Below are 23788 nucleotides of genomic sequence, written 5' to 3' on the forward strand. Positions count from 1 at the left end.
TTTGCCACTAACGAGTATATGAATTACCTTCTGCGCACTACAGACGGTGGCGTTTCCTGGGATCGTGTCCATCTGCCCGATTCTTTTGCCACCATCAATAATGTCCATTTTTATGATTCTGATACGGGATGGATCACTGGAACTACCCAAAATTGGGAACGGTATATTATCCAGACCACCGATGGTGGAGCAGCATGGGAACCTCTGTTTCTGGATTCAAACATGTCGATTATCACTACGATCGCCTTTCCCACTACCCAAACCGGTTTTTTCGGTACCAGGGAAGACTACCATTTCGGACTAACCCGGGATGGTGGTCATACCTGGGAGGTTGAATCTTATTTTTACGGATATGAGGAGTTGTTTTTTCTCGACGAAAATATCGGATGGATGGCAGGTGTGTATGTAGGAGGGGGTACTGTGCGTAAGACCACCGATGGTGCAGTAACGTGGCAGGACCGTGTAAGGAGATTTGAAAACGGAGAAAGATTTCCCTATATATATTCAATTTTTTTCATCGATGAGCACCGCGGATGGATCGGTGGTTCCAATGGCACAATAGCTGTAAGCACCGATGGCGGAGATACCTGGTCTGTTCAGTATGAAGAAACCAGGGGCTCAGGTGTAGATGCGATACATTTTGTAAACGATAAAGTTGGTTGGGGGGTAGGATGGGGCGGTGCAGTTTATTTTACCCAAAACGGTGGCGATGATTGGGAGAGAAAGGATTTCGGGACAACGAGTGATCTTTATGATATTCAGTTTGTGGGACCAAATCATGGGTGGATAGTAGGAAACCGCGGCATCCTTTACCGCACCACAAACAATGGTGGCTATCCCCAACCGGTATCGGCAACCCGTACACCTCAGCGGGTCGCACCGTCTCAGCTCTCCTTAAATGCCGTATCGGGCAAACCCGGTAGTGTTGAGCTACGCTATAGCCTCTCAAAGCCCGGTAGAGTAACCATAGACCTGTATGATCTCCGTGGGAAACGCGTTGAGCAAGTGCTTAACAAACCCCGGGGCGCCGGCGGAGACCATACTGTGCGATTCAGTGGTGGAAGCGGCTTTTATGTGGCAGAGATACGGGTAGAGCATAACGGTGGAGTGATAAGTGCGGTTGAGAGAGTGTTGGTACGGTAGGGGGGAGAGGGGGCGGTACATTCCGCACGGATCGTGGCTTTCGCCCTTCGGTTTTGTTCAGGGAGTACTCAAGAATTATCAGTGTATCGCATCTACCTTTATCCCAAAATCATAGCAATATACCCGTACACGATCACAACGATCGATGAAAGTGCGTAGGGTAAGGGGAATCCGATTGCAGGGGTGATGCTTTTAAATTGCTCCTGTGCGGCACTCAAGGCCGGAATCGATGCGCGTGCTCCGGCAAGTGCCCCGGTAAGAATTATAGGATCCATTTTAAACAAGTACAACCCCACAAACCAGGCACAAATGGAGGGTATAAGTGCGGCAATCATCCCTATTGCTAAAACCGACACTAACTCACCACCACGGCCAAGGGCCTCCACCAGCTCTGGCGCGACATTGAGGGCAAGTACAGTAATAAAAAGGTCAAGCCCCAGATTTTGCATCAAATCAAGAGCGGGATCTGGTGTTGCTCCACCCAGGCGTGGATTATAGGTTCGTAAAATCCCCAACGCTATTCCTGATACAATTACTCCTCCCGAGGTACTCAATGTAAAAGGAATTCCAAACATCGGTATTGATAACAGGCCTAAAAGAAAGCCTGCAATGAGTCCAAATGCCAACGTGGCCAAACTGGTGCTTGTTGATGGAAGTAGTACTGTTCCTATTCTCTCGGCTGCCTTTTTTACACCATATTCTGTGCCCAGTACCCTGAGAACATCACCTTTTTCAAGCTTTACTCCGCAAAGCAGTGGCATCTGGTGCGCCTGGCGAAACAGTGCTTTTGTATATAAGCCTAACCCCGCAGTGATCTCTCTTAAATCCTGAAGCGTTTTGCCCCGTATCTCCTTACTCTGAACAACGATCTCTGCCGGTGTGATTGGTATATCAAGCGATGCCTTATCTACAATCTCCCTGCCAATTCTTTTGCTTTCCTTTATTTTCTGTTCAATAGGACCAAAAATGGTCACTCTGTCGCCACAGTGAAGTATCGGGTCTGATGTTACATCCAAAAGGCTACCATTTCGTACAACCCGTGCCACCGATATTCCATAGTGTTTTTGAATAAAACTAAGAGGTTTACCGTCAAGATCGATGTTATCCAGTATATACGCTCTGGTATCTACCGGTAAATAACCCATTGCAAACTCCCTACCGGTACCTGGTAGTGGTAAAGAGTTATCACCATGTTCTTTTTCGGTTTTTCTGGCAGCACTTACCGGCTCAATTTTAGATAACCGGGGGAAGTAGCGACACAGAATAACAATTCCAAGGGTTGAAAAGATATAGAGAACAGCATACGCCGCGGTGATATTCGCCCTGATTTGGGTGTAAGTATACCCCTGGGGAATAGTGTAGGTTTCACTGTCAATCAGGTTAGAAGCAACTCCCACAAGGGCAGTCACTGTAGAGCTGCCGGCAATGATCCCTGCATTGAGGCCCGGTGGGTATTCAAAGGATCGGGATGCGGCCATCACTATGAAAAAATTAAGCGATGCGACAATCAGGGTAATAATCAATAGATGCGTTCCTTCACGGCTGATACCTGAGAGAAACTGAGGGGCTACTCTCAAACCGGTAACGAAGAGAAAAAGCAGAAGAAAAATTGTTTCCACAATTTCCGGGATTTCAAAACGAAGGGAGGAATAGAAGTACACTGTAGCGCTTATAATTATACCACTAAAGAGGGTCGCTGAGGTGGAGCCGAGTTTAAGCGATCCAAATTGTACCCGTCCAAGCAGGTGACCAATCCCCAGTACAAGAAAGATAGAAAAGAAGAGCTGATCGTGCAGAAACTCAAAAAAGGCGTTCATGTCTGACCGTTTATTTAAAGGAATAAATAGAAATCAAAGCAAATAGAGTTTACCAAAAACTGTGCCACCGGAACAAAAAATCAGCAACTTAGCAATAAATGTTCTGCACATACGAAGACATAAGTGTATGAAGACGATAGGCGCAAAGTTACCAAATGAAATTAGTCTGGTCGCAGGAGTAGCTCTTCTGTTGTTATTTTCTGTACCTTCAGTTCTCTATGGTCGGGAATCCAACTGTTTCACTTCGGGGCGAAAAGACACATGCGGGAGTGGGGAACTTGTTCTTGCTTCTGTTATTAATGATTGCTTGCCATTGGATACAGAACGGTACAGAAACACTGTTTCCCACGGCATCAGTAAGGTTTCCAAATGTACTCTTCAGGGAATAGTGAAAAGTGGCATTCCGGTGCAGTTCAGTGGTCTCAAAGTTAACCGGTTTATAAAGGAGGTTAGTACTGATAACCAGCTTGAAGATGGTTCTTTTCAACTCTTCACTCCTCTTTTGAATTGAAAAAGGCCCAAGGTAGAAATGTATTCAAGGAAACGAAAAACAAAAGAGGAGAAAAAATATGATTAGAAACTATGACACATCTTCGACACTGAAACTTGCAAAGACTTTGAATAAAACGGATCATGAACAGTTATTTGAACAGGGAATAGGCTCAATAATTTCAAAGCTGGAAAGTGCCGCAGAAGCTCTCTACGCCCTCTCCTGTAAGCGGGAAGCTGAGCTGGTTAAAAAAGACCTGCAACGTTTGCGCTCTCCGGGGTTTGTCGATCGGTACAAAAGCTCGATTCAAACAAGAAAACTGTCTGCACAGGCCGCTATCGACTCTATTATCTTTGACCTTGCGGATAATCTTGAAAGGCAGAATTAACTTTTCTGCCTTTTTTAGGTAACAATTACCTCTTCTCCGTTCACTAAAACGAATCTGACCTCAGGCTCTTCGATCAACAGTTCTTCAAGCATCGTTTCTGTAGTATCCACCGCAAAGTGTACCCCTACAATATCGGCAAATTTTCCCGGGCTGATGCTTCCAAGGGTATCGGACATATTAAGGGCCCGGGCAGGGTTCACAGTAACCCATCGCAGCATCTCCTTAACATCCAAATGCGGGTGTTGAGTCTTTATAGCGTAGAGCTCATCAAAGAGACTCATCTCTCCGGCAGCCGCAACCCCTTCAGTGCCAAGGCAAATAGTCGCGCCTCTGTTGAGCGCTACTTCAAGCGGAAAACTTTTATGGCCCATCATCTGGTTATACCGAAAACAGAGAACTAAAGCGACTTGCTCTGAACTTAAATAGGAGAGCTGTTCTCCGTTTATGTAGTTACAGTGGAAACATACTCCACCGTGTGGGATGAGCTTTGAGTTTATGGCATAGTGAACGGAACCGTGCTTTGTTTTCTTAAACGGCCACTCTCTTTTACGCGTTTGGTGAAAATAGAGATCACCCGCGTGCTCACAGAAAGCCTGAAGCTCTTCGGAGCTCTCTGCCAGGTGGGTTGCCCAGAGACAGTTGTTCTTTTGGGTAAAATCGATGATCTCTTTTTGTGCCGGTTCGCTGAGGGAATAAAGGGCATGGGGACCCGCTCCCAGGGTACAGAGACTGCTGTTTCCTGCATCGTTTGTTAGCGAATTTAGCACATTTGGTGAGCGTATGCTACAATCCTCATGGAGTTCCTTTATTACCCATGAGCGGATAGATTCATCTTTGAGCACCTCTTTTGAGAGGCCGGTGCGGCTGGAATCAACAATACAGGTTGTTCCATCAGCAATCATCTCCCGCACACACAGGCGCATCATAGAAGGCAATGACTCTTTGGGGGTCTGTTTGATCCTTGAGTTTCGTTTATTGGTATATGATGCAAACGTTTCTTCGGGGAGTTTTTCGATCCCCCTTGAAGCACACTCTTCCAGGTGGGTATGCATGTTGATTAGACCTGGCAACAGAAGCATATCCCCCAGATTAACCATCCTGTCATCTCTGGTGCGTTTTACTGTGCTCCGCGGTCCTACATCAACGATTCTGTTTCCATTTACCGTAATGGCCCCGTTATGGAGGATCTGTTCATTATCCAGATAGATATACCGTGCAAAATATACTGTGTTCATTACTCCCTTACTATTCCTGATAACTGCTTACTGGGCTGATATGGCCTGATTTTTTCTGCTCACTATGGTGCAAAATATATCGTGCAATCAGTTTTAAGCCAATTCGCGTTGACAGGGATCGATGTTTGCACGTATTTTACTGAGCTAACTGGTTAAATTACTCTTAACCTCGACACTAAAAAAAGCAGAAAGGAACTGTAATGAATAAATATCTTTTGCATGCTTCAGGGGTAGTCTTCCTTTTTAGTAGCGCTGTTTTTGCTCAGGAAACCGAACCGAGTCCGGGTGGTAGTTTTCTGATCATGATGATCCCTATTCTATTAATTGTTTATTTTCTGATGATTCGCCCTGAGCAGAAAAAACAAAAAGCTCGTCAGGCAATGCTTCAGAACGTCAAAAAGGGCGACAAGGTGCTTACTGTAGGCGGTATCGTTGGTGTGATTACCAACGTCAAAGACTCTACTCTTATGATAAAAATTGGTGACAATACCGTGGTAGAGATGACAAAAACCGCCGTCTCATCCGTACTTAATGGAGACGGAACAGAAAAAAAACTCTGATAGTAGGGAGAAAGTAAGTGCAGGCAATGCGTTATTACGGTGATCCTGTTTTAAGGAAACAAGCTAAAACAGTTGAAAAATTTGATTCTAAATTGCAAGCTTTCATTGATGAATTAATAGAAACGATGCGTAGTGAAGATGGTGTTGGTCTTGCGGCACCTCAGGTTGGTGAATCTATAAGAGTGGTTGTGATCGATGCTTCGGGGGGGGAGATGGAACCCTATGTTCTGGTTAACCCCCAGATAGTTCAATTCTCTGAGGAGAAGGAGGATTACGATGAGGGGTGTCTTAGTATACCGGGAGTTACCCTGAGTGTTAATCGTCCTTCAAAAATTACAGTAAAGGCCTGTAATGGTTCGGGGGAAGAGTACACTATTGAGGATGCAGAGGGGCTTTTGGCTCGTGCTCTTCAGCATGAAATAGATCATCTGAACGGTATTCTCTTTATAGATCATGTTTCACCTCTTCAGCGCAGTCTTATCAGTGGGAAATTGAAAAAAATCTCCAAGGCCAAGCGTGACAAGTCAGAAACCATTTAGTTCCATAGTTTTTTTTGTATCATTAGTATTGCTCAGCTGTAGTTCACCGCTTCTTGTACCAGATCCTGACAGGGCTGGTCACAAGGAGGAGGCTGAACCGCTTAAGGATGAGGATACTGCTGAGCGGCGTGTTGAAATCAGGGATGTTGATTTTGCGCGGGCTTTTGATGAGCACTATGACAGTAGCTGTGTTGAAAAAACGGACACGGCTGTTTCAGACTCAAAAATTCAAGCGCTTAAAGACAAACAGGTGCACTCCTTTCGCTACCCACCCCTGCGGCTCAACAAAAGGCCGGTGAGGATTTTACTTCGCTCGGACGTGAGCAGATCCGTTGTGTATTCCCCTTCAAGAACTGCCATTGTGTCTTCATCTGAACCTCTCTATTTTAGAGGGAGGCTTGAGCTTAAAGCGTCAAATGATACAGAAACAATTGCTGCTACGGTAAATAATCAAACAAAAGTGCTCTCCCTACCCTGTACATTGAAAATTAAAAGTGAAGTGCAGGCTATCGATGTGGAAGAGGACAGTTACCGGGGAGCATTGATTTTAGTCTCAAAGAAAAAGGGTACCTTTTCCATCGTGAATCTGGTTGATGTGGAGGATTACTTACGGGGTGTTGTTCCCAAAGAGATGGGCAGTTTGCCTGAAAGTGATATTGAAGCATTAAAGAGCCAGGCTGTTGCGGCACGCACCTATTCCTATCAGAGAATGGCAGCTAATGAGAATAACTTCTTCGATATGCACAGAACTGTCGCAGACCAGGTGTATGGGGGGGCCAATGTGGAGTTTCGCACCACTGATCTGGCTGTCAGGATGACAAAGGATCTTGTCTTATCCTATAACAACACTCTTGTGCATGCCTATTATCATTCCACCTGCGGGGGGAGAACGGCAAATGTGGAAGATATCTGGGGGCACAATCCCTATCCCTACCTAAAATCTGTTGTGGACACTGATTCTCGGGGAAAATCCTGGTGCAGCATATCCAGATACTATACCTGGGAGGAGAGCTGGAGTACAAGGCAGCTTTCAAACACGCTCAGCCAATTTTCCAGTGAAGGGCGTCTCGCGCACCCCTACTCAGGTTCTGTTCGGGATATAAGAGTCAACGAGCGTTTTTCCTGTGGAAGGATAAAAGAGTGTTCCATTCGTTCAACGGTAGGTGAGTACTCGGTTGGTGGTGACCGGATACGGTTTTTGATGCGAAGAAACACACAAAGCAGGGGTATTTTACGCAGTTCACGTTTTGAAATCAAGAGTCTGGATAGAAACAGAGTGCAGATAGCGGGTTCGGGGTTTGGTCATGGAATCGGAATGTGTCAGATGGGGGCGATTGGAAGATCGAGGGCCGGACAAAGTTTTGAACAGATCTTAAAGGCGTACTATACCGGCGTTCAGATACGTACTGCAGTTAGTTTTTCCCCACACTCTGTAGCGGAAGGTCATTAGTTTTTGAGATTTATCGCGGATCTGCATATTCACTCCCATTTCTCCATAGCCACAAGCAAACAACTTACTCCTGAAATGCTTGATCTTTGGTCTAAAAAGAAGGGCATTACTGTCACGGGTACGGGTGATGCGGTGCACCCGGGGTGGAGAAAAGAACTTAAGGAAAAGCTTAGATACGCAGGCAATGGTCTCTATACGTTGAAAAAAGCGTATAGACTTCCCGAGAGCAACGCCTGGAATACCAGACACTTTTTTATGCTTACGGCTGAGATCAGTTGTATTTATAAATTTGATGGCCGGGTAAGAAAAGTTCATAACATAATTGCTGCTTCTGATTTTAAATCTATGGATAAGATTGCCCGGCGCTTAGAGCGGGTGGGGAACATTGCTTCTGATGGCAGGCCGATTCTGGGTCTTGATTCCCGTGATTTGCTTGAGATTGTGCTGGAATCGGGCGATAACAATTTCTTGATTCCTGCCCACATATGGACTCCCTGGTTTTCTGTACTGGGCTCCCGGTCGGGGTTTGATTCAGTGGAGCAGTGTTTCAGAGATCTTTCCTCTCACATCTTTGCTCTTGAAACCGGTCTTTCCAGTGATCCGCCCATGAACCGCGGGTGTTCATTTCTTGACAGATATGCCCTGATCTCCAGCTCTGATGCTCATTCGCCCGAAAAACTTGGTCGTGAAGCTACACTGTTTAATACCGACATTAGTTTTGGTGCTATGGTTGCTGCTCTAAAAAACAGAGCGGGCGGTGAGCTTTTGGGGACCATTGAGTTTTTTCCCGAGGAGGGTAAATATCATCTTGATGGTCATAGAAAGTGTGGTATTCGCTGGCAGCCACAGGATACACTGGAGCATAATGGACTATGTCCGGTTTGTGGTAAAGCGGTTACCGTAGGGGTGCTTAGCCGCGTAACTGAACTTGCAGATCGCAGACTCTGGGGCAATTGTAAAAATGATAATTTCTACTATCTTACCTCTCTTAAGGGACTTCTTTCGGAAATTACCGGTACTTCTGCAGGGAGCAAAAAAACAGCCGCATTGTATGAATCCTGTTTAAGCAGATTCGGCTCTGAGTTTGATATTCTTCTTACCACTCCCTTAACTGCTATTAAAGGGATTGATTCAAGAATTGCCGAGGGAATTAGAAGGCTTCGTGCGGGAACGGTGACTCGTGTGGGGGGCTTTGATGGTGAATTTGGCAGTATTAAGCTATTTACGTAAGAACTTGACAGTGATCGTACCTTTCCCTCCTTTTTAATCCAGTAAACAGTGGTTAATCGTATAACCTTTTATAAAGCGAGAGTACAATAGAACGTTTGAGAATAGCATTCTACTACTCATAGCTCCTGCTGTTTTTAAAACGATGTTTATAAAACCAATCAATTTGGTTAAAAAAACCTGCTACAGCTGCAGTTCCGCATTTAAACGATTTAAAAAAGTAAAGTTATTGGAACCTACAAACCCTTGAATTCAAAAGGTTTTTATATCTGGTCTCCCTTTTGCATGGAAAACTAATAGAGGGTTAGAAAAAAGACAGCAATATACCCACAATGCCAATGGATTTAGAACTATGGCGAGCCTCTGGGAAGATTGTTGCGTGGGAATTTACAACTGAGGAGGCGTCTATGGATGTGGTTAAAAAGAAAAACAGAGACTATGAAAAAAATAAAGAGCACCATTTTTCAGAAACGTTAGTTCCGGGCTTTATAGACGAAAAACAGTTTCGTACAATGCTGATTTTTGAGCGCAAGAGAACGGAACGATCACACAAACCGGTACTGCTCATACTGTTGGATGTTTCTAAACTGTACGAGTTTAAAGATATACGGTTTACTGAGATGCTTAAGGTAAAAAGAGTGATTCAGGCCCTTATTGAGTTTACCCGTGATGTTGATATCAGGGGATGGTACACCCATGGAACGGTTATCGGCATTCTCTGTACTGAGTTTGATGGTATAAGTCGTGATTCATTATGCCAAAAAGTAAAGATTGTTGCTGAAGGAGCACTGGGAACCGGGGATGCTTCAAAGCTTGCTGTAACCTGTCATTGTTTCCCTGAAGTAGATCAGCAGGGAAACGCTATGGACCAGCAGGATACCATCTTTTATCCCGAAAATGATACCAGTACATCCAATACCTATCTTCTCTTTAAGCGGGGTATCGATATAGCGGGATCTTTTTTGGGGCTTTTACTATTCTCGCCACTCTTTGTTATCATTGCTTTGTTAATTAAACTGGATTCCAGGGGACCGGTATTTTTTAAACAGAAACGAGCGGGATACCGGGGTAAACCATTCACCCTTCTTAAGTTTAGATCGATGCACGTTAACTGTGATGAATCGACACACCGGGAGTATGTACAGAAGCTTATTAAGGGTAGTGTGGACAGTGAGAGTAGTGGTTCGGTGTATAAGATCACCAGTGATCCGCGTATAACCCGAATGGGGAAGATCTTACGTAAGACAAGTCTGGATGAGCTGCCTCAGTTTATAAATGTGTTAATCGGAGATATGTCCCTTGTGGGTCCGCGTCCTGCGATTCCATATGAGATAGAACAGTACGATATATGGCACAGAAGAAGAGTGCAGGAGAGTAAGCCGGGGATAACCGGGGTTTGGCAGGTAGAGGGAAGAAGCCAGACAACTTTCGATGGTATGGTGCGAATGGATTTAAACTACTGTCGAACACGTTCCCTTATGGTTGATCTTAAGCTGATAATGAAAACACCAGTGGCGCTCTTAACGACAAAAGGGGCTTATTGAGGTGAAGAGTTAAGGAGAGTGGGTAAACGGTAGTGATGAGTACATAACTGAAATGTTTTTGTTTCAAGATGGATTAAAAGAGGAGTTTTGTATGTTAAATATTGGTGTAATAGGATATGGGTATTGGGGGCCAAATATTGTAAGGAATTTAAATGCTATTGAGGGGGCGCGTGTGGTGGCAGTCTGTGACAGGGATCAGGGTGCTTTAAAACGCCTCTCGGGAGCATATAAACAGTTAAAAATCTGCAGTCAAAGTGATGAGATACTTAACGATACCACTATAGATATAGTAGCGGTGGTTACTCCGGTCTGCACCCATTTTGAGTTGGCAAAAAAGGCTCTTGAAAATGGAAAACATGTATTTGTGGAAAAGCCTTTTACTTCCAGTTCTGCACAGGCTGTGGAGCTCATTGAGCTTGCGGAGAAAAAGAATTTAAAAATCATGGTAGATCATACCTTTATTTTTACCGGTGCTGTTAGAAAGATAAAAGATCTTTTGGCACAGGGGGAGTTAGGGGATATCTATTATTATGATTCTGTGCGGGTTAATCTGGGTTTGTTTCAACATGATGTAAATGTGGTGTGGGATCTTGCTCCTCATGATTTTTCGATCATGCGGTATCTGATTAACGAAAAACCGCTGGCACTTAGTGCCTGGGGACGTTCCCACATAAACAAACTGGAAGATATAGCGTATGTAACAGTTCACTTTGGGAGCAGTAAGCTTGCCCATTTTAGTCTTAACTGGCTCTCACCTGTGAAAGTAAGAACGACCCTTATTGGGGGAGAAAAGAAGATGTTGGTGTGGAATGATGTTAACCCTGATGAAAAGATAAAGATATATGATAAGGGAGTAGAGGTCAAAAATGCCCAGGGAATTTATGATCTGCTTGTTAGTTATCGAAGTGGGGATATGTGGGCTCCCAAAGTCCAACAGACCGAAGCATTAAAGCTTGAATGTCAACATTTTATTCAGTGTATTGAACAAGATTCAACACCACTTAATGATGGGGTTGTTGGTCTTGAGGTGGTACAGATGCTTGAAGCATGTAATGAATCAATTAAAAATGGCGGAAGAATGGTGCAGATTGGTTCTGATGTTTTGTCGGTAACGGGGTAAGAAGCTTACGCTTAGAGTTAGTTAAAGTTTTAAGGAGGGCAGTGATGGAGCAAACAGTGAATAACAGGTGTGTGTCTTCAGATGTTAAACTCGGAGAGGGGGTAAAGATCGCACCCTTTACCAACCTCTATGGGTGTACTATAGGGGATAACTCTAAGGTGGGCACATTTGTAGAGATACAAAAAAATGCACAGATTGGTGCTAATTGTAAGATTCAGAGCCATACCTTTATATGTGAAGGGGTAATAGTGGAAGATGAATGCTTTATAGGTCATGGAGTTACTTTCATAAACGATCCTTATCCCCGTTCAACCAATGCAAACGGTGAGCTTCAGGGCGAACAGGACTGGGCTGTGGTGCCCACGATAATAAAAAGAGGTGCATCGATTGGATCGGGAGCTACGGTTATGTGTGGGGTTGTTATAGGTGAAGGAGCGATAGTGGGTGCTGGGAGTATGGTGACAAAGAGTGTGCAATCAGCTACTATAGTAGCCGGTAACCCTGCCAGATTCAAAAGGAGGATAGATGAATAACATACCATTTCTGGATTTAAAAGCCCAACACAATGAGTTGATGGATGAGATTATTGAGACGATCGGTGAAAACGCAAGAAATGCCAATTTTGTGGGCGGGCCACTGGTTGAAGAATTTGAGCAGGATTTTGCCCGTTTTTGTGGCAGTAAGTATGCAATTGGTGTGGGAAGTGGAACCGATGCCCTGCGCTTTGCTCTTATGGGGGCTCAGGTGAGTCCCGGTGATATGGTTATCACTGTTCCCAACACATTTATTGCTACTACAGAAGCAATTACTCAGGCTGGCGCCATACCGGTCTTTATTGATGTCGATGAGCGTACCGGCTGTATGGCACCTGATAAGTTAAGGGACTATCTTGAAACCCACTGTTATATCGATATGCATCAGGGGGTAACAATCAACAAAATAACGGACAAGCCGGTGAAGGCTGTTATTCCGGTGCACCTTTTTGGACAGGTTGCCGATATGGATCCCATCATGGATCTTGCTCACAGGCACAATATCACCATTATAGAAGATGCGTGTCAGGCACACGGAGCGCAGTACTTTTCTCAAAAACGTCAAAGCTGGCTCAGGGCTGGTTCGATCGGTGAATCCGCCGCGTTTAGTTTCTACCCCGGTAAGAACCTTGGGGCCTTTGGTGAAGCGGGGGCAGTCACTACCAATAATGAACAGTTAGCCAACAGAATACGGATGTTAAGGGATCATGGTCAGGTGAGAAAATATATTCATGAGATTGAGGGGTATAATGGTCGCCTGGATACTATACAGGCAGCAATACTACTTATAAAGCTAAGGCATTTGCCCCGATGGAATGAAATGAGAAGAGAGTGTGCTGCACGATATAATGAATTACTGACCAAAATTTCAGGGGTTGAATTGCCGTATGAGCCTATCTGGTCCCGCTCGGTTTACCATCTATATGTTATTCAGAATGTCCAAAGAGATACGATGCAGCAGTTTCTGTCTCAAAAAGGAATCGGCACCGGGCTTCACTATCCCGTTCCACTTCACCTTCAAAAAGCCTACTCGGTACTGGGATATAAGGAAGGATCTTTTCCGGTAAGTGAGAGGATGTGTAAAGATATACTGTCTTTGCCTATGTTTCCTACTCTTGGTTATGAGCAGCAACAAAGAGTCGCAATGGCGGTGATGGAATTCAATGATAGTCAAAGAAACGGCACCAGCGAGGATACATTCAGCAATGCAAACCAATAATTGGTAACATAGGGCAGGCTGGAGCTGAAAAGAGTACTTATACGACAAGGGAGAGAACACAATGAAAGCAACAAGTTTGTTCTATATTCTCAAGCCCTTTATCCCTCGTTCTATTCAATTAGCAATGCGTGCAGCAGTTATTCGCAGAAAGCTTCCAGCCTGCACCCATAGCTGGCCTATACTCGAGCGTTCTGGTCACAAGCCCCGCAACTGGCTGGGCTGGCCTGGTGATCATAATTTCGCTCTGGTACTTACTCATGACGTTGAGCACTATAACGGGCAGAATAAATCATACAGAGTAGCGCAACTGGAGATGAACCTTGGTTTCAGGTCATCGTTTAATCTTGTCCCCAGGCGTTATGAGGTCTCCGCTGAGCTTCGCAACTTTTTAGTTCACCATGGTTTTGAAGTTGGAGTACATGACTATAATCATGATGGGTTACTGTTTAGTTCCTATGAAGTGTTTAGTGAGAGAAAGGGTGCGATCAATGATTATTTAAAACTATGGAAAGCCAATGGGTTCAGGGCCGGAGCAATGCACCACAATTTAAAATGGATTGGTGAATTGGATGTGTTGTATGACTGTTCAACCTTTGATACCGATCCCTTTGAGCCACAGCCTGATCCTGTGGAGACGATTTTTCCCTTTCTGGTAAATAAAGATGAAGAAAACTCTTATGTAGAGATGCCTTATACTCTTCCACAGGATTTTACCCTGCTCGTTTTGATGGGGCATGAAAACATTGAAATATGGAAGAGAAAGCTTGACTGGATAGTGGAGCGTGGAGGTATGGCATTGATTAATACGCATCCTGATTACATGTGTTTTGATGGGAGTCCTTCAATAGAAGAGTATCAGGCTGAGCGGTATGAAGAGTTTTTGCAGTATGTAATTGATCGATACGATGGAATGTTTTGGCATGCTTTGCCTTGTGATGTTGCAAGGTTTGTCAAAGGCATGCTGCAGGAATCCCAGAGTTTAACTGGAAATTACATTAAGACAAGGAGATCCAAATGAGAGTCTGTATGGTGGCATACACATTTTATGAAGGAGATAACAGAGTGAGGCGCTATGCTGAAACATTGGTTAGGAGAGGGTATACTGTGGATGCCATTGTGTTACGTCAAAATGGGAGTAAGCCTCTTCTTAATGTATCTGGTGTTAATGTATATAAAATTCAAAAAAGAAGTATTGATGAGAAAAGAAAGGTTGATTATCTGTTAAAACTGTTACTTTTTTTATTTAAATCTGCGTTCACTCTAAGCAGATTACATCTAAAAAAACGATACGATCTGGTACATGTTCATTCCGTACCGGATTTTGAAGTATTTGCTGCGCTTATACCAAAGCTTACCGGAGCCAAAGTCATTCTTGATATTCATGATATCGTTCCTGAGCTTTTTGCATCCAAGTTTAAAGCCAGTTATGATTCAATGGTTTTTAAATCACTGGTTTTGATGGAAAAGCTGAGTATGTTGTTTTCTGATCATGTGATTGTAGCCAATCATATATGGTATAAAAGATTGATTGAGCGTTCGGTACCGGCAAAAAAATGTACTGTCGTAATGAATCATCCCGACCCCTACATTTTTGTTCAAGGCAAAAAACAGTGTCAAAAACCAAATACTGAAAAAAAATTCACAATGATGTATCCTGGTACGTTAAGCATTCATCAGGGGCTTGAGACAGCAATCAGAGCAGTGGATTTGTTAAGAGATACAATACCCCAACTTCAGTTTCAAATTTATGGTAAGGGAACTGATGAGCAGTATTTTCGTGATTTGATAGGTGAGTTAAATCTTGAAAACAGGGTCTTTATAAATGAAGTTGTTGCGATAGAGAAGTTGCCCCAGGTCATAAGCGGGGCTGATATTGGGGTTGAGCCAAAATTAAAGAGAAGCTTTGGTAATGAAGCTTTTTCGACTAAGATACTGGAATTTATGTTGATGGGTATTCCTGTAATAGCAAGTGATACGTTGGTTCATACACATTACTTTACACAAAATCAGATACTCTTTTTCAGATCTGAGGATCACAGGGATTTAGCAGATAGAATTCTCACGTTAAAAAGGAACAGGAATCTAAGAGGAAAAATGATAGAAAACTCACTTAATTATATGAAAAACAATAATTGGGAAACACGTAAACATATCTATCATTCTCTGGTGGATACAGTTGTAAAAGAGGGAGTATGAAAAGTAGAGATGATAAAGTATCAATAGCCATGTGGATTCCACTTTTGTGGATGTTAAGATGTGGATCCAGAAGTCTTACCTATTGGTTGGATCCGGATATGGCGATGCAAATAGAGCAGGATTTTTTAACTGGTAATCCCATAGACAGACAGTTTTTTTTGGCTCTTGAATTTTTGGGAATATCGATATTGGTATGGCGAAGATTTAAGTTTTTTTCTTTCGTTAAAAGTAACTATTTAATCATTATACTGTACATGTTTATGGGTATTAGTCTGTTATGGTCACAGTTCCCTGATGTGGTATTGAGGCGTTGGGTTAGAACTTTGGGTGACTTAATTATGGTAATGGTAGTGTTAAGCGAGACTAATGTAACAGCTTCAATATATTGGTTATTTAGAAGATTCGCTTTTCTACTTGTACCAATTTCAGTTCTATTTGTAAAATATTATCGTCATATGGGTGTTACCTATGATTTTACCGGGCAATACGAAATGTGGGTAGGTGTGACTACACACAAAAATAGTTTAGGACAAGTAGTTACTCTTGCTGCCCTGTTCTTTATCTGGTCTTTTATTCGAAAGAAATGGAGTGTATTGGATATCCCTATATTGATTAGTGCGTTTTGGCTTTTATCTGGTTCCAACACTTCAAAGAGTACCACTTCCATTATAGTGTTTCTTATTGGGATTACACTAATGTTCACTTTAAACAGACTTAAAAGCATAAAGATGATTGGTATAACAGCGATATCGGTTGTACTACTATTATTTGTATTTCAGGTTGTGCTGGAAGTATTCTATGATAATTCAATTTATGAGTTTGTTGTTACCACAGCAGACAGGGATGAAACACTGACGGGAAGAACTGAACTGTGGGCAGAGGTTATTAACCTGGGAATGGAGCATGCATTGTTTGGTGCCGGGCTTGGTACTTTTTGGATGGGAGATTTAACCAATAATTTATGGGAAATATTCCCTTGGGAACCAGGACAGGCACATAATGGGTATATTGATCTGTTTGTTGAACTTGGGTTAATAGGGTTGATCCTTGTAGCGTTAATTGTTATAGCAGGGATTAAGAGTTCTTTGTGGGAAATATCCAAAGGAAGTGAATTAGGGAAATTTCGATTAATTTGGATTGTACTGATTCTTATTTACAATATAAGTGAAAGTACTCTGGCAAAACCAACAGCGCTTCTATGGTTTGTGTTTCTTTTATTTACGGTTCATGATCCTGAGCCAAGAAGACCTCTTGAGGTTGAATTACCGTTGTTTAATGATAAAAAAGAAGATGAGTTGGAAATTGGCAGTGATGAAGAGCTTAGAGTTAGTTAGTGGGTTAATAAATAAATAAATGGTTGCTTTATAAAACAATGCGCGTGGATATACAAAAGTACTAAGGCATAACATTTGCAAAAAATCTCATTAAAAACTATTAGAAAGCAGAGGGGTTTGTGATGATTAACAAAAAAAAGCTTCAGTATGTACTTATAACTCCTGCGCGTAATGAAGCACAGTATATTGAACAGACAATAAAATCAATGATTTCTCAGAACACGCTTCCAAAAAAGTGGGTAATTGTAAGTGATGGTTCAACAGATGGAACCGACGAAATAGTAAAAAAATATGCTTCTGCTCATAACTGGATTGAGCTTGAGAGGATGCCTGAGCACAGGGACAGGCAATTTGCTGCAAAGGTTCATTCTTTCAATGCCGGGCTCAAGAGACTAGAAGGTTTAAAGTACGATATCATAGGAAATGTAGATGCGGATGTGTCTTTTGAGCCGGATTTTTTTAATCATCTGATTTCAAAATTTTCTACCCATCCTACTCTTGGAGTAGCCGGTGCGCCATTTGTGGAGGGATCTAAAAAGGTGTATGATCATAACTTCATCGATCTTTCCCACGTTTCAGGAGCATGCCAGATTTTTCGAAGAGAATGTTTTGAACAGGTTGGAGGTTACATTCCAATTAGTGGCGGTGGTATAGATTGGGCTGCGGTTACCAGTGCCAGGATGCACGGATGGATGACCAGGACCTTTACAGAAAAAGTGTACTATCATCACCGCCAGATGGGAACAGGAAATCAGGGACTACTTATGTCCAGATTTAAGCATGGTGAAAAGGATTATTATCTTGGGGGACATCCTTTATGGCAAGTATTTAGATCCTGTTTTCAAATGACCAGAAAACCCTATCTTGTGGGTGGAATGTTTTTACTCCTTGGGTATACAAACGGGTTTTTACGCAGAGCTAAAAGTCCGCTTCCTCAGGAACTCATTGATTTCCATCGCCAGGAGCAGATCTCTCGTCTTAAGGAATTGTTAAAAAGAGCAAATGCCAGTAATAAGCCTACAATTAAATAACGGGGGTGGGAAAGTGAATACAACTCGTGCAATCATCGAAACCAGTGCTGATAGAGTAGAAAGATGGGTTGAGAAGAAAAAATACAGAGGGTATGAACCCTTTGATGGGCTATCTTCTTTCATCCGTCCGTTAACCTTAAAAAATGTATTTGCCGAAAGACTACTTCAACAGTTTGTAAGGCAATGCCCTGTGAATGTAAGACCCTTTCTTGGTGTCAGGCAGAAAGAATCTACAAAGGGACGTGGATATATGGCCTGGGGATATCTCAAGCGTTATAAAGATTCAGGTAATATACAGTATAAAAATAAGGCAGTAGACTGTTTGCAATGGCTTAGCAAAAACAAAGCACAGAAGTACGAAAATCACAGTTGGGGAAACCATTTTGATTTTACAAGTAGAGCGGGACGGTTGCCAAAACACGAGCCCATAATTGTTTGGTCAAGCTTAATAGGTCAGGCATATCTTGATGCATACGAATTAACGGGTAATTCAGAACATCTGTCGGTAGCAAAGAGCATTTGTAACTGGATAATGGATCTTCCACGGGAAAAAACCCATAACGGATCATGTTTAAGTTATGTTGCTTACACCCAGAGTTCTATTCACAACTCAAACATGCTTGGAGCGGCTATGCTTGCCCGCACTGCAGTTTTAGTAAACGATAAAAGTATGCTTAAAACAGCAAAAGAAGCGATGGAGTATAGTTGCTCCAGACAGTTCCCCGATGGTTCCTGGTGGTATGGAGAGGGGAGTAATACCCACTGGATCGATAATTTTCATACCGGGTACAATCTGGACAGTCTTAAATGTTATATAGATTGTACCGGAGACAATGAGTATAGGGAACATTTGAAAAAAGGGTTTGAGTATTTTAAAAAGAACTTTTTTGAAAGTAACGGCAGACCAAAATACTATCATAACCGCGTGTATCCAGTTGATATTCAGTGCGCATCCCAGGCTATAGACACGCTGGCATATTTTTCCCCTCAGGATGAGGAGGCGTTGGATCTTGCTCAAAAAGTAGCGCTTTGGACGATAAACAACATGCAGGATAAACAAGGGTACTTTTATTTCAGGCAGTTACCTGGTGTAATGTCAAAAACACCAATGCTTCATTGGGGTCAGGCAACAATGTACAAAGGATTGGTGCACCTTGCGTCAAAACTACAGTAACCCCGGGAATGTGACTGAAAAGATAAAGTCAACAGGTGTTGGTGGTAAAAGTGGTCATGGGAAGGACTATTTTGAAACCCAACATCTTAAGGATGGCTTAAAAAACAAAGCGATAAAGGGAGGCACTGTAACGGTAATTGCAAGAGCAATAGACTATATATTGCATACTGTAGGAACAGTTTTCCTTGCCAGGTTACTTTCTCCAGAGGATTTTGGTCTGGTTGCAATGGTTGTTACAATTACCTCCGTTTTTGTCGTGTTTAAAGACTTGGGGCTTTCTGAAGCTACGATACAGAGTGAAAAACTAAATCATGCTCAGGTTAGTACACTGTTTTGGTTAAATGTGGTGCTGGGGACATCAATTCTCTTAATTATGGCCCTATTAGCTCCTGCAATCGCCTGGTTCTATGGTAATCAAAGCCTCGTTTCCATTACGATTGTTTCTTCACTAAGTTTTTTGTTTGCAAGCTTGGCCACGCAGCACCTTGCTCTGTTAAAGAGGAGTATGGGGTTTAATAAAATCGCCGTTATAGAAATAGTTGCATCACTGGGAAGTATAGCACTTGCGGTAATCTTAGCATACCGGGGATTTGGGTATTGGGCACTGGTGACAAGACCTGTTTTTCTATCATTTTTCAACGCGTTTGGGTTGTGGGTTATCTGTGGTTGGAGACCAGGATTGCCGGTTAAGGGGGCAGGGGTAAGATCGTTAGTAAAGTTTGGAGCAAATACTTCCGGTTTTTATTTAATCAACTATTTTGCACGAAATGTTGATAAAATTTTGGTTGGCAGATTCATTGGTGCTCAGGTTTTGGGATTCTATCAAAAAGCGTATTTTCTGTTTGTATTACCAGTAAACCAACTCACTATACCTCTACAGGGTGTAGGGGTTAGTACTCTTACAAAACTGCGCAATGATCCCAGTAAATTTAAAAGGTTTTTTATACGAGCGCTGGGATTGTTAGCGTTTGTGGGAATGCCAATGAGTGCATTTATTGCCTCAGTGGGCGATATTATAATCGTACTTTTGCTTGGACCACAGTGGGCTGAAGCAGCTGAAATATTCGCGGTTTTCAGTCTTGGAGCCGGAATGCAGATTATTTATGCGACTCAGGGGTGGCTTCATGTATCATTGGGCAGATCTGACAGATGGCTTAGATGGGGGATTATTGGATCCGGCTGTATGGTAGTATCATTTTTCATTGGTTTGCCGTTCGGTGCAACGGGGATTGCTGCTGCTTATACAATTTGTCTATATATAGTCACGTTTCCCGCAATTTGGTACGCCGGAAGACCGGTTTTACTTTCGGCAAAAGAAATAATTGCTGGTATATGGAAATATTACATTGCTTCAGTTATTGCCGGGATTTTAGCCTATGCTGTATCTCAGAGTACCGTTAATTACAATTCACTAGTACGTTTATCAATAGTTACTGTACAATTTACCAGTACTTATCTGGTCATCGTTGTGATACTGCACGGAAGCCTTGGACCAATAAAAGAGTTTTCCACGCTTTTGTTTCAATCTCTACCCTTAAAAAAGAAAAAAGTTTCCAATAAATTTGCCTGAAAAAGGACAGGATTAAAGAGGGGGCAATTGTGAAAAGAACTGTTGTGATCATACTGTTACTAACAGTGTTTTCAGCCGATTCTGAAATTATAACTGTTTCGGGACAAAGGTGCACAGATATCCAATTTGCCTTGAACAAGGCTGCTCATGGAGATACGGTTTTTTTACCTGAAGGAAATTATTTGTTCAGAAATACCGTAAATATTCATAAAGAAGTGTATTTAAAGGGAAGTGGTGCAGAGAAAAGCCGTATACAGCGCAGCTCAAACGCCACAGGAGAATTTTGGTTTATAACGGTGGATGGATCATTAGGACGGCCGGTTAGGATCTCGGGGCTTGGTTTTTATGGAAACTCACCGAACGAAACTCCCGGAATAAGGCTGCAAAATGAAGTGTTAGACTTCAGGATCGATAATTGTGTTTTCAAATTGTGCAACAGACGGGCTATTGAGATTCGTGGCGGGGGCCGGGGAGTCATTGATAATAATAAATTTATTGATAACTGGCCTACAGCAGTGGTAATATATGGAAAAGGTGATGAGGCATGGGATAGTGAACTTGCCTTGGGGAGCGAAAACGCTGTTTTTGTTGAAGATAACTATTTTGTGCAAAATGAAATTCCTCAAATAAATATGGCTCATCATATTGCATCTAACAATGGCTCAAGGTATGTTTTCCGTTATAACAAAATCAGTGATGGCCAATTGGCCTCACACTCAATAGATGCCCATGGTAATAAATTTTACTGGCCCAGGGGAAGCAGAAGCTACGAAATTTATGAAAATATCATAAAAGCTAAACATAGATGGGCTGGAATTAACATTAGGGGTGGTGACGGTGTTATATTTAATAACAGGTTTTATGGAAGTTTCGTTTCTCCTATTCACCTGATGCATGAAAGCAACAGTGGAGATGGTAATTGTGTGTATCCCTGTGAAGACCAGATCAGAAAACTGTATATTTGGGGTAATGTGATTAACGGAGATGAGGTTGAGGTTTTTGTAAGACACCCTGAAATAGTTAAAGAAAACAGGGACTATAAAGTACAGAAACTCCCAGGATATAAGCCTTATACCTATCCACATCCTTTAAGAGGGGAAGAATAGAATACATTTAAGGAGGTAGTTATGTGATTACAGTGATTATCTATATCAGTAATTAATGTACGCATTTTTATCAGAGAGGTTCATTAATAATTGCTATTTGCAGAGTGTACTCGTGTTTAAAAGGTTAAACAAGAGCACGGTCTGTTGTAAGCTTATCCTCTGAGTTGTCCAATTTTAAAGTAACGCTCGATCAGAATAATCTCGAGGTGCCCACCACTCATTGTAAAAAGAAAATGAGTAGCGGCCTGAGGAGAGCTTTTGTCTGAAAGTTAAACGTTTAAATAAATACACATTACATTGTTCTTAAATGGAGATAGTTAAATGAAATTCGTTTGGTTACTTTTATTGTTTTTGCTTTTTGTTCCATCATCGGCAAGAGTTATTACTGCTCAGAGTGGTTCCAGAGATCATATTCAGGCTGCTGTTAACAGAGCCCGGGTAGGGGATACGGTTAAGGTGCCTGCTGGAAACTGGGTTTTTAATGGAGGGATAAATGTAAATGCTGGTATAACCATAATGGGGGCCGGCAGGGAGAGAACGACTCTCAGGCGCACTTCTTCAAGCTCATGGCTATTTAACGTAAATTGCGCCAATGGTGAAAGATTTGTCCTCACTGGTTTTACCATTGTCGGTCTTGCGCCAACCACATCAAGAGGTATCAGGCTTACAAACCATTGTAAGGATTTCCGTATTTATGATAATACCTTCAGGCGCAATACTGACCGAGCAATTGAGATCCACGGTAATACCAGGGGAGTAATCGATAACAACTCTTTTATTGATAATGACCCCACAGCTATCGTTGTGTTTGGTGATGGAGATGCAAGTTGGAATCGTCCTTTGAGTCTTGGGTCTGAGCATGCGGTGTATGTTGAAGATAATTATTTTCAGCAGCGCAATGTTTCAAATCCGGGCAGGGCTATGCACATAGCATCAAACAATGGTTCTCGTTATGTTTTCAGGCATAACAGGGTTGAGGATGGGACACTTCGTTCTCAATCAGTTGATGCACATGGGAATAAGTTTTACTGGCCTAGAGGCAGCAGAAGTTACGAAATTTATAATAACACCTTCGATCTTGGGCATCGTTGGGTGGCAATGTACATTAGAGGTGGAGATGGCGTGATCTTCGGAAACACTATAACAGGTAGTGTTATAAATTCTATTCTTCTGATACACGAAGGGAGAAGTGGCGACGGAAATTGTAATTACCCGTGTGTTGATCAGATTAGACAGTTGCATATCTGGGATAATACCTTTAATGGTAACCCTGCAGATGTTCATGTCCGACATCCTTCAATCGTTAGGCTTAACAGGGATTATTTTCTGAATGAAAACCAGGATTATGAGCCTTTTACTTATCCACATCCTCTTAGAGAGGAAGAGTTAGAAGAACCGGATAATCCTGATATTCCAGATGATTCTGAAGATACCACCGATCCTTCCGATCCCAATAATGACGATGATTCGGTGGAGCCAGGTGATAAAGATGACGATGATTCCGAAGAGCCGGGTGACAAGGATGATGATAATTCCGAAGAGCCGGGTGATAAGGATGACGATAATTCCGAAGAGCCGGGTGATAAGGATGACGATGATTCAAAAGACGAGGAAACGACTTCGGTTATAGGTGTTAATGAATCAGCGCGTCGTCTTTCACTAGCAAGTGCGATTTCACGTAACGGTACGGCGAGTATAAACTATACACTTCCTACAAACATTGTTAGTAGAAATTCTCAGGTGAGGTTTAATATATACAATGCTCGTGGCCGGCTCGTTAATTCCTTCAATAGAAACCACTCAAGGGCGGGAAGTTTTTCTGTAGATATAAATCGGTATTTAAACAGTGGAGTTTATCAGGTCGAGATGATTGTTGGTTCTGAACGTCTCAGAACACAAATGGTTTTAACCAGATAATTTTACCCTAGCAGCACTAATATGCTGCTTTATCCAATTTCATTTTAGTTGTAAACAACCAAAACAGTTGGTTTTGCATTACGGGCAAAACCACCTGTTACTTTCAAGTCTTATTAAGTACTAATTTTTACTTCAAAATTTAGCCTCCTAAGTGCTTTGATATATGGTATCAAGATTTTTACCATTAGAATATTT

At 42.4% G+C, this 23788-nt stretch carries 21 protein-coding genes; 19 read left to right on the forward strand and 2 right to left on the reverse strand.

The window, feature by feature from the left end:
• On the forward strand, positions 1-1143 hold a 1143-nt coding region (locus tag QA601_17300; protein ID MDG5816857.1), incomplete at its 5' end, for a YCF48-related protein.
• A gap of 98 nt (positions 1144-1241) precedes the next feature.
• On the opposite strand, the gene QA601_17305 is transcribed toward QA601_17300, so the two are convergent.
• Positions 1242-2960 carry a hypothetical protein gene (locus QA601_17305; GenBank protein MDG5816858.1) on the reverse strand — a complete coding sequence of 573 codons (1719 nt, stop codon included), beginning with the start codon at positions 2958-2960 and terminating at the stop codon, positions 1242-1244.
• A gap of 127 nt (positions 2961-3087) precedes the next feature.
• Here QA601_17305 and QA601_17310 point away from each other — a divergent pair, with 127 nt between their 5' ends.
• The gene (locus QA601_17310) at positions 3088-3471 is read left to right on the forward strand and encodes a hypothetical protein (GenBank protein MDG5816859.1); all 384 of its coding nucleotides are present in this window, start codon (positions 3088-3090) and stop codon (positions 3469-3471) included.
• 58 nt (positions 3472-3529) lie between these two features.
• Entirely contained in the window at positions 3530-3838 is a 309-nt protein-coding gene (locus QA601_17315; protein ID MDG5816860.1) for a hypothetical protein, read from the forward strand.
• A gap of 14 nt (positions 3839-3852) precedes the next feature.
• Here QA601_17315 and QA601_17320 read toward each other — a convergent pair whose 3' ends face one another.
• Positions 3853-5073: an amidohydrolase family protein gene (locus QA601_17320; protein ID MDG5816861.1), complete on the reverse strand. Its 1221-nt coding sequence runs from the start codon at positions 5071-5073 to the stop codon at positions 3853-3855.
• 200 nt (positions 5074-5273) lie between these two features.
• On the opposite strand from QA601_17320, the gene yajC reads away from it, so the two are divergent.
• The 16 genes from yajC (at position 5274) to QA601_17400 (ending at position 23593) form a co-directional block, all read left to right on the forward strand.
• Complete coding sequence (gene yajC / locus QA601_17325; protein ID MDG5816862.1) at positions 5274-5633, forward strand: preprotein translocase subunit YajC; 360 nt, start codon at positions 5274-5276, stop codon at positions 5631-5633.
• A 26-nt stretch (positions 5634-5659) separates the two neighbouring features.
• Complete coding sequence (def, locus tag QA601_17330; protein MDG5816863.1) at positions 5660-6172, forward strand: peptide deformylase; 513 nt, start codon at positions 5660-5662, stop codon at positions 6170-6172.
• A gap of 28 nt (positions 6173-6200) precedes the next feature.
• Positions 6201-7622, forward strand: a complete 1422-nt coding sequence (locus tag QA601_17335) for a SpoIID/LytB domain-containing protein (GenBank protein MDG5816864.1) — start codon at positions 6201-6203, stop codon at positions 7620-7622.
• Positions 7623-7625: 3 nt separating this feature from the next.
• Positions 7626-8852: an endonuclease Q family protein gene (locus tag QA601_17340; GenBank protein MDG5816865.1), complete on the forward strand. Its 1227-nt coding sequence runs from the start codon at positions 7626-7628 to the stop codon at positions 8850-8852.
• 404 nt (positions 8853-9256) lie between these two features.
• Entirely contained in the window at positions 9257-10393 is a 1137-nt protein-coding gene (locus tag QA601_17345; protein MDG5816866.1) for a sugar transferase, read from the forward strand.
• A gap of 91 nt (positions 10394-10484) precedes the next feature.
• A complete protein-coding gene (locus tag QA601_17350; protein ID MDG5816867.1) occupies positions 10485-11513 on the forward strand; it encodes a Gfo/Idh/MocA family oxidoreductase in 1029 nt (342 codons plus the stop codon).
• Between the two features lie 44 nt (positions 11514-11557).
• Entirely contained in the window at positions 11558-12046 is a 489-nt protein-coding gene (locus tag QA601_17355; protein ID MDG5816868.1) for an acyltransferase, read from the forward strand.
• Entirely contained in the window at positions 12039-13265 is a 1227-nt protein-coding gene (locus QA601_17360; GenBank protein ID MDG5816869.1) for a DegT/DnrJ/EryC1/StrS family aminotransferase, read from the forward strand. The genes QA601_17355 and QA601_17360 overlap by 8 nt, the downstream gene beginning before the upstream one ends.
• A gap of 61 nt (positions 13266-13326) precedes the next feature.
• Entirely contained in the window at positions 13327-14283 is a 957-nt protein-coding gene (locus QA601_17365; protein ID MDG5816870.1) for a hypothetical protein, read from the forward strand.
• Positions 14280-15461 carry a glycosyltransferase family 4 protein gene (locus QA601_17370; GenBank protein ID MDG5816871.1) on the forward strand — a complete coding sequence of 394 codons (1182 nt, stop codon included), beginning with the start codon at positions 14280-14282 and terminating at the stop codon, positions 15459-15461. The genes QA601_17365 and QA601_17370 overlap by 4 nt, the downstream gene beginning before the upstream one ends.
• The gene (locus QA601_17375; protein MDG5816872.1) at positions 15458-16795 is read left to right on the forward strand and encodes an O-antigen ligase family protein; all 1338 of its coding nucleotides are present in this window, start codon (positions 15458-15460) and stop codon (positions 16793-16795) included. The genes QA601_17370 and QA601_17375 overlap by 4 nt, the downstream gene beginning before the upstream one ends.
• Before the next feature lie 122 nt (positions 16796-16917).
• The gene (locus tag QA601_17380) at positions 16918-17826 is read left to right on the forward strand and encodes a glycosyltransferase family 2 protein (protein MDG5816873.1); all 909 of its coding nucleotides are present in this window, start codon (positions 16918-16920) and stop codon (positions 17824-17826) included.
• Between the two features lie 13 nt (positions 17827-17839).
• Positions 17840-19000 carry a hypothetical protein gene (locus tag QA601_17385; GenBank protein ID MDG5816874.1) on the forward strand — a complete coding sequence of 387 codons (1161 nt, stop codon included), beginning with the start codon at positions 17840-17842 and terminating at the stop codon, positions 18998-19000.
• Positions 18981-20570, forward strand: a complete 1590-nt coding sequence (locus QA601_17390; protein MDG5816875.1) for a lipopolysaccharide biosynthesis protein — start codon at positions 18981-18983, stop codon at positions 20568-20570. Before QA601_17385 ends, QA601_17390 begins: the two co-directional genes overlap by 20 nt.
• Before the next feature lie 29 nt (positions 20571-20599).
• Positions 20600-21676 (forward strand): glycosyl hydrolase family 28-related protein, encoded by a 1077-nt coding sequence (locus tag QA601_17395; protein MDG5816876.1) that lies wholly within the window; start codon positions 20600-20602, stop codon positions 21674-21676.
• A gap of 321 nt (positions 21677-21997) precedes the next feature.
• A complete protein-coding gene (locus QA601_17400) occupies positions 21998-23593 on the forward strand; it encodes a hypothetical protein (protein MDG5816877.1) in 1596 nt (531 codons plus the stop codon).
• Positions 23594-23788 lie beyond the last annotated feature (195 nt).

The sequence above is a fragment of the Chitinispirillales bacterium ANBcel5 genome (assembly GCA_029688955.1).
Lineage (GTDB): Bacteria > Fibrobacterota > Chitinivibrionia > Chitinivibrionales > Chitinispirillaceae > Cellulosispirillum > Cellulosispirillum alkaliphilum.

Bases quoted from the DNA above. Each gene is read 5' to 3' on its own strand.
- QA601_17375 (MDG5816872.1), top strand. From the start codon at position 15,458: ATGAAAAGTAGAGATGATAAAGTATCAATAGCCATGTGGATTCCACTT.
- QA601_17350 (MDG5816867.1), top strand. From the start codon at position 10,485: ATGTTAAATATTGGTGTAATAGGATATGGGTATTGGGGGCCAAATATT.
- QA601_17370 (MDG5816871.1), top strand. From the start codon at position 14,280: ATGAGAGTCTGTATGGTGGCATACACATTTTATGAAGGAGATAACAGA.
- QA601_17380 (MDG5816873.1), top strand. From the start codon at position 16,918: ATGATTAACAAAAAAAAGCTTCAGTATGTACTTATAACTCCTGCGCGT.
- QA601_17310 (MDG5816859.1), top strand. From the start codon at position 3,088: ATGAAGACGATAGGCGCAAAGTTACCAAATGAAATTAGTCTGGTCGCA.
- yajC (MDG5816862.1), top strand. From the start codon at position 5,274: ATGAATAAATATCTTTTGCATGCTTCAGGGGTAGTCTTCCTTTTTAGT.
- QA601_17365 (MDG5816870.1), top strand. From the start codon at position 13,327: ATGAAAGCAACAAGTTTGTTCTATATTCTCAAGCCCTTTATCCCTCGT.
- QA601_17315 (MDG5816860.1), top strand. From the start codon at position 3,530: ATGATTAGAAACTATGACACATCTTCGACACTGAAACTTGCAAAGACT.
- QA601_17355 (MDG5816868.1), top strand. From the start codon at position 11,558: ATGGAGCAAACAGTGAATAACAGGTGTGTGTCTTCAGATGTTAAACTC.
- QA601_17400 (MDG5816877.1), top strand. From the start codon at position 21,998: ATGAAATTCGTTTGGTTACTTTTATTGTTTTTGCTTTTTGTTCCATCA.
- def (MDG5816863.1), top strand. From the start codon at position 5,660: ATGCGTTATTACGGTGATCCTGTTTTAAGGAAACAAGCTAAAACAGTT.
- QA601_17345 (MDG5816866.1), top strand. From the start codon at position 9,257: ATGGATGTGGTTAAAAAGAAAAACAGAGACTATGAAAAAAATAAAGAG.
- QA601_17305 (MDG5816858.1), bottom strand. From the start codon at position 2,960: ATGAACGCCTTTTTTGAGTTTCTGCACGATCAGCTCTTCTTTTCTATC.
- QA601_17320 (MDG5816861.1), bottom strand. From the start codon at position 5,073: ATGAACACAGTATATTTTGCACGGTATATCTATCTGGATAATGAACAG.
- QA601_17360 (MDG5816869.1), top strand. From the start codon at position 12,039: ATGAATAACATACCATTTCTGGATTTAAAAGCCCAACACAATGAGTTG.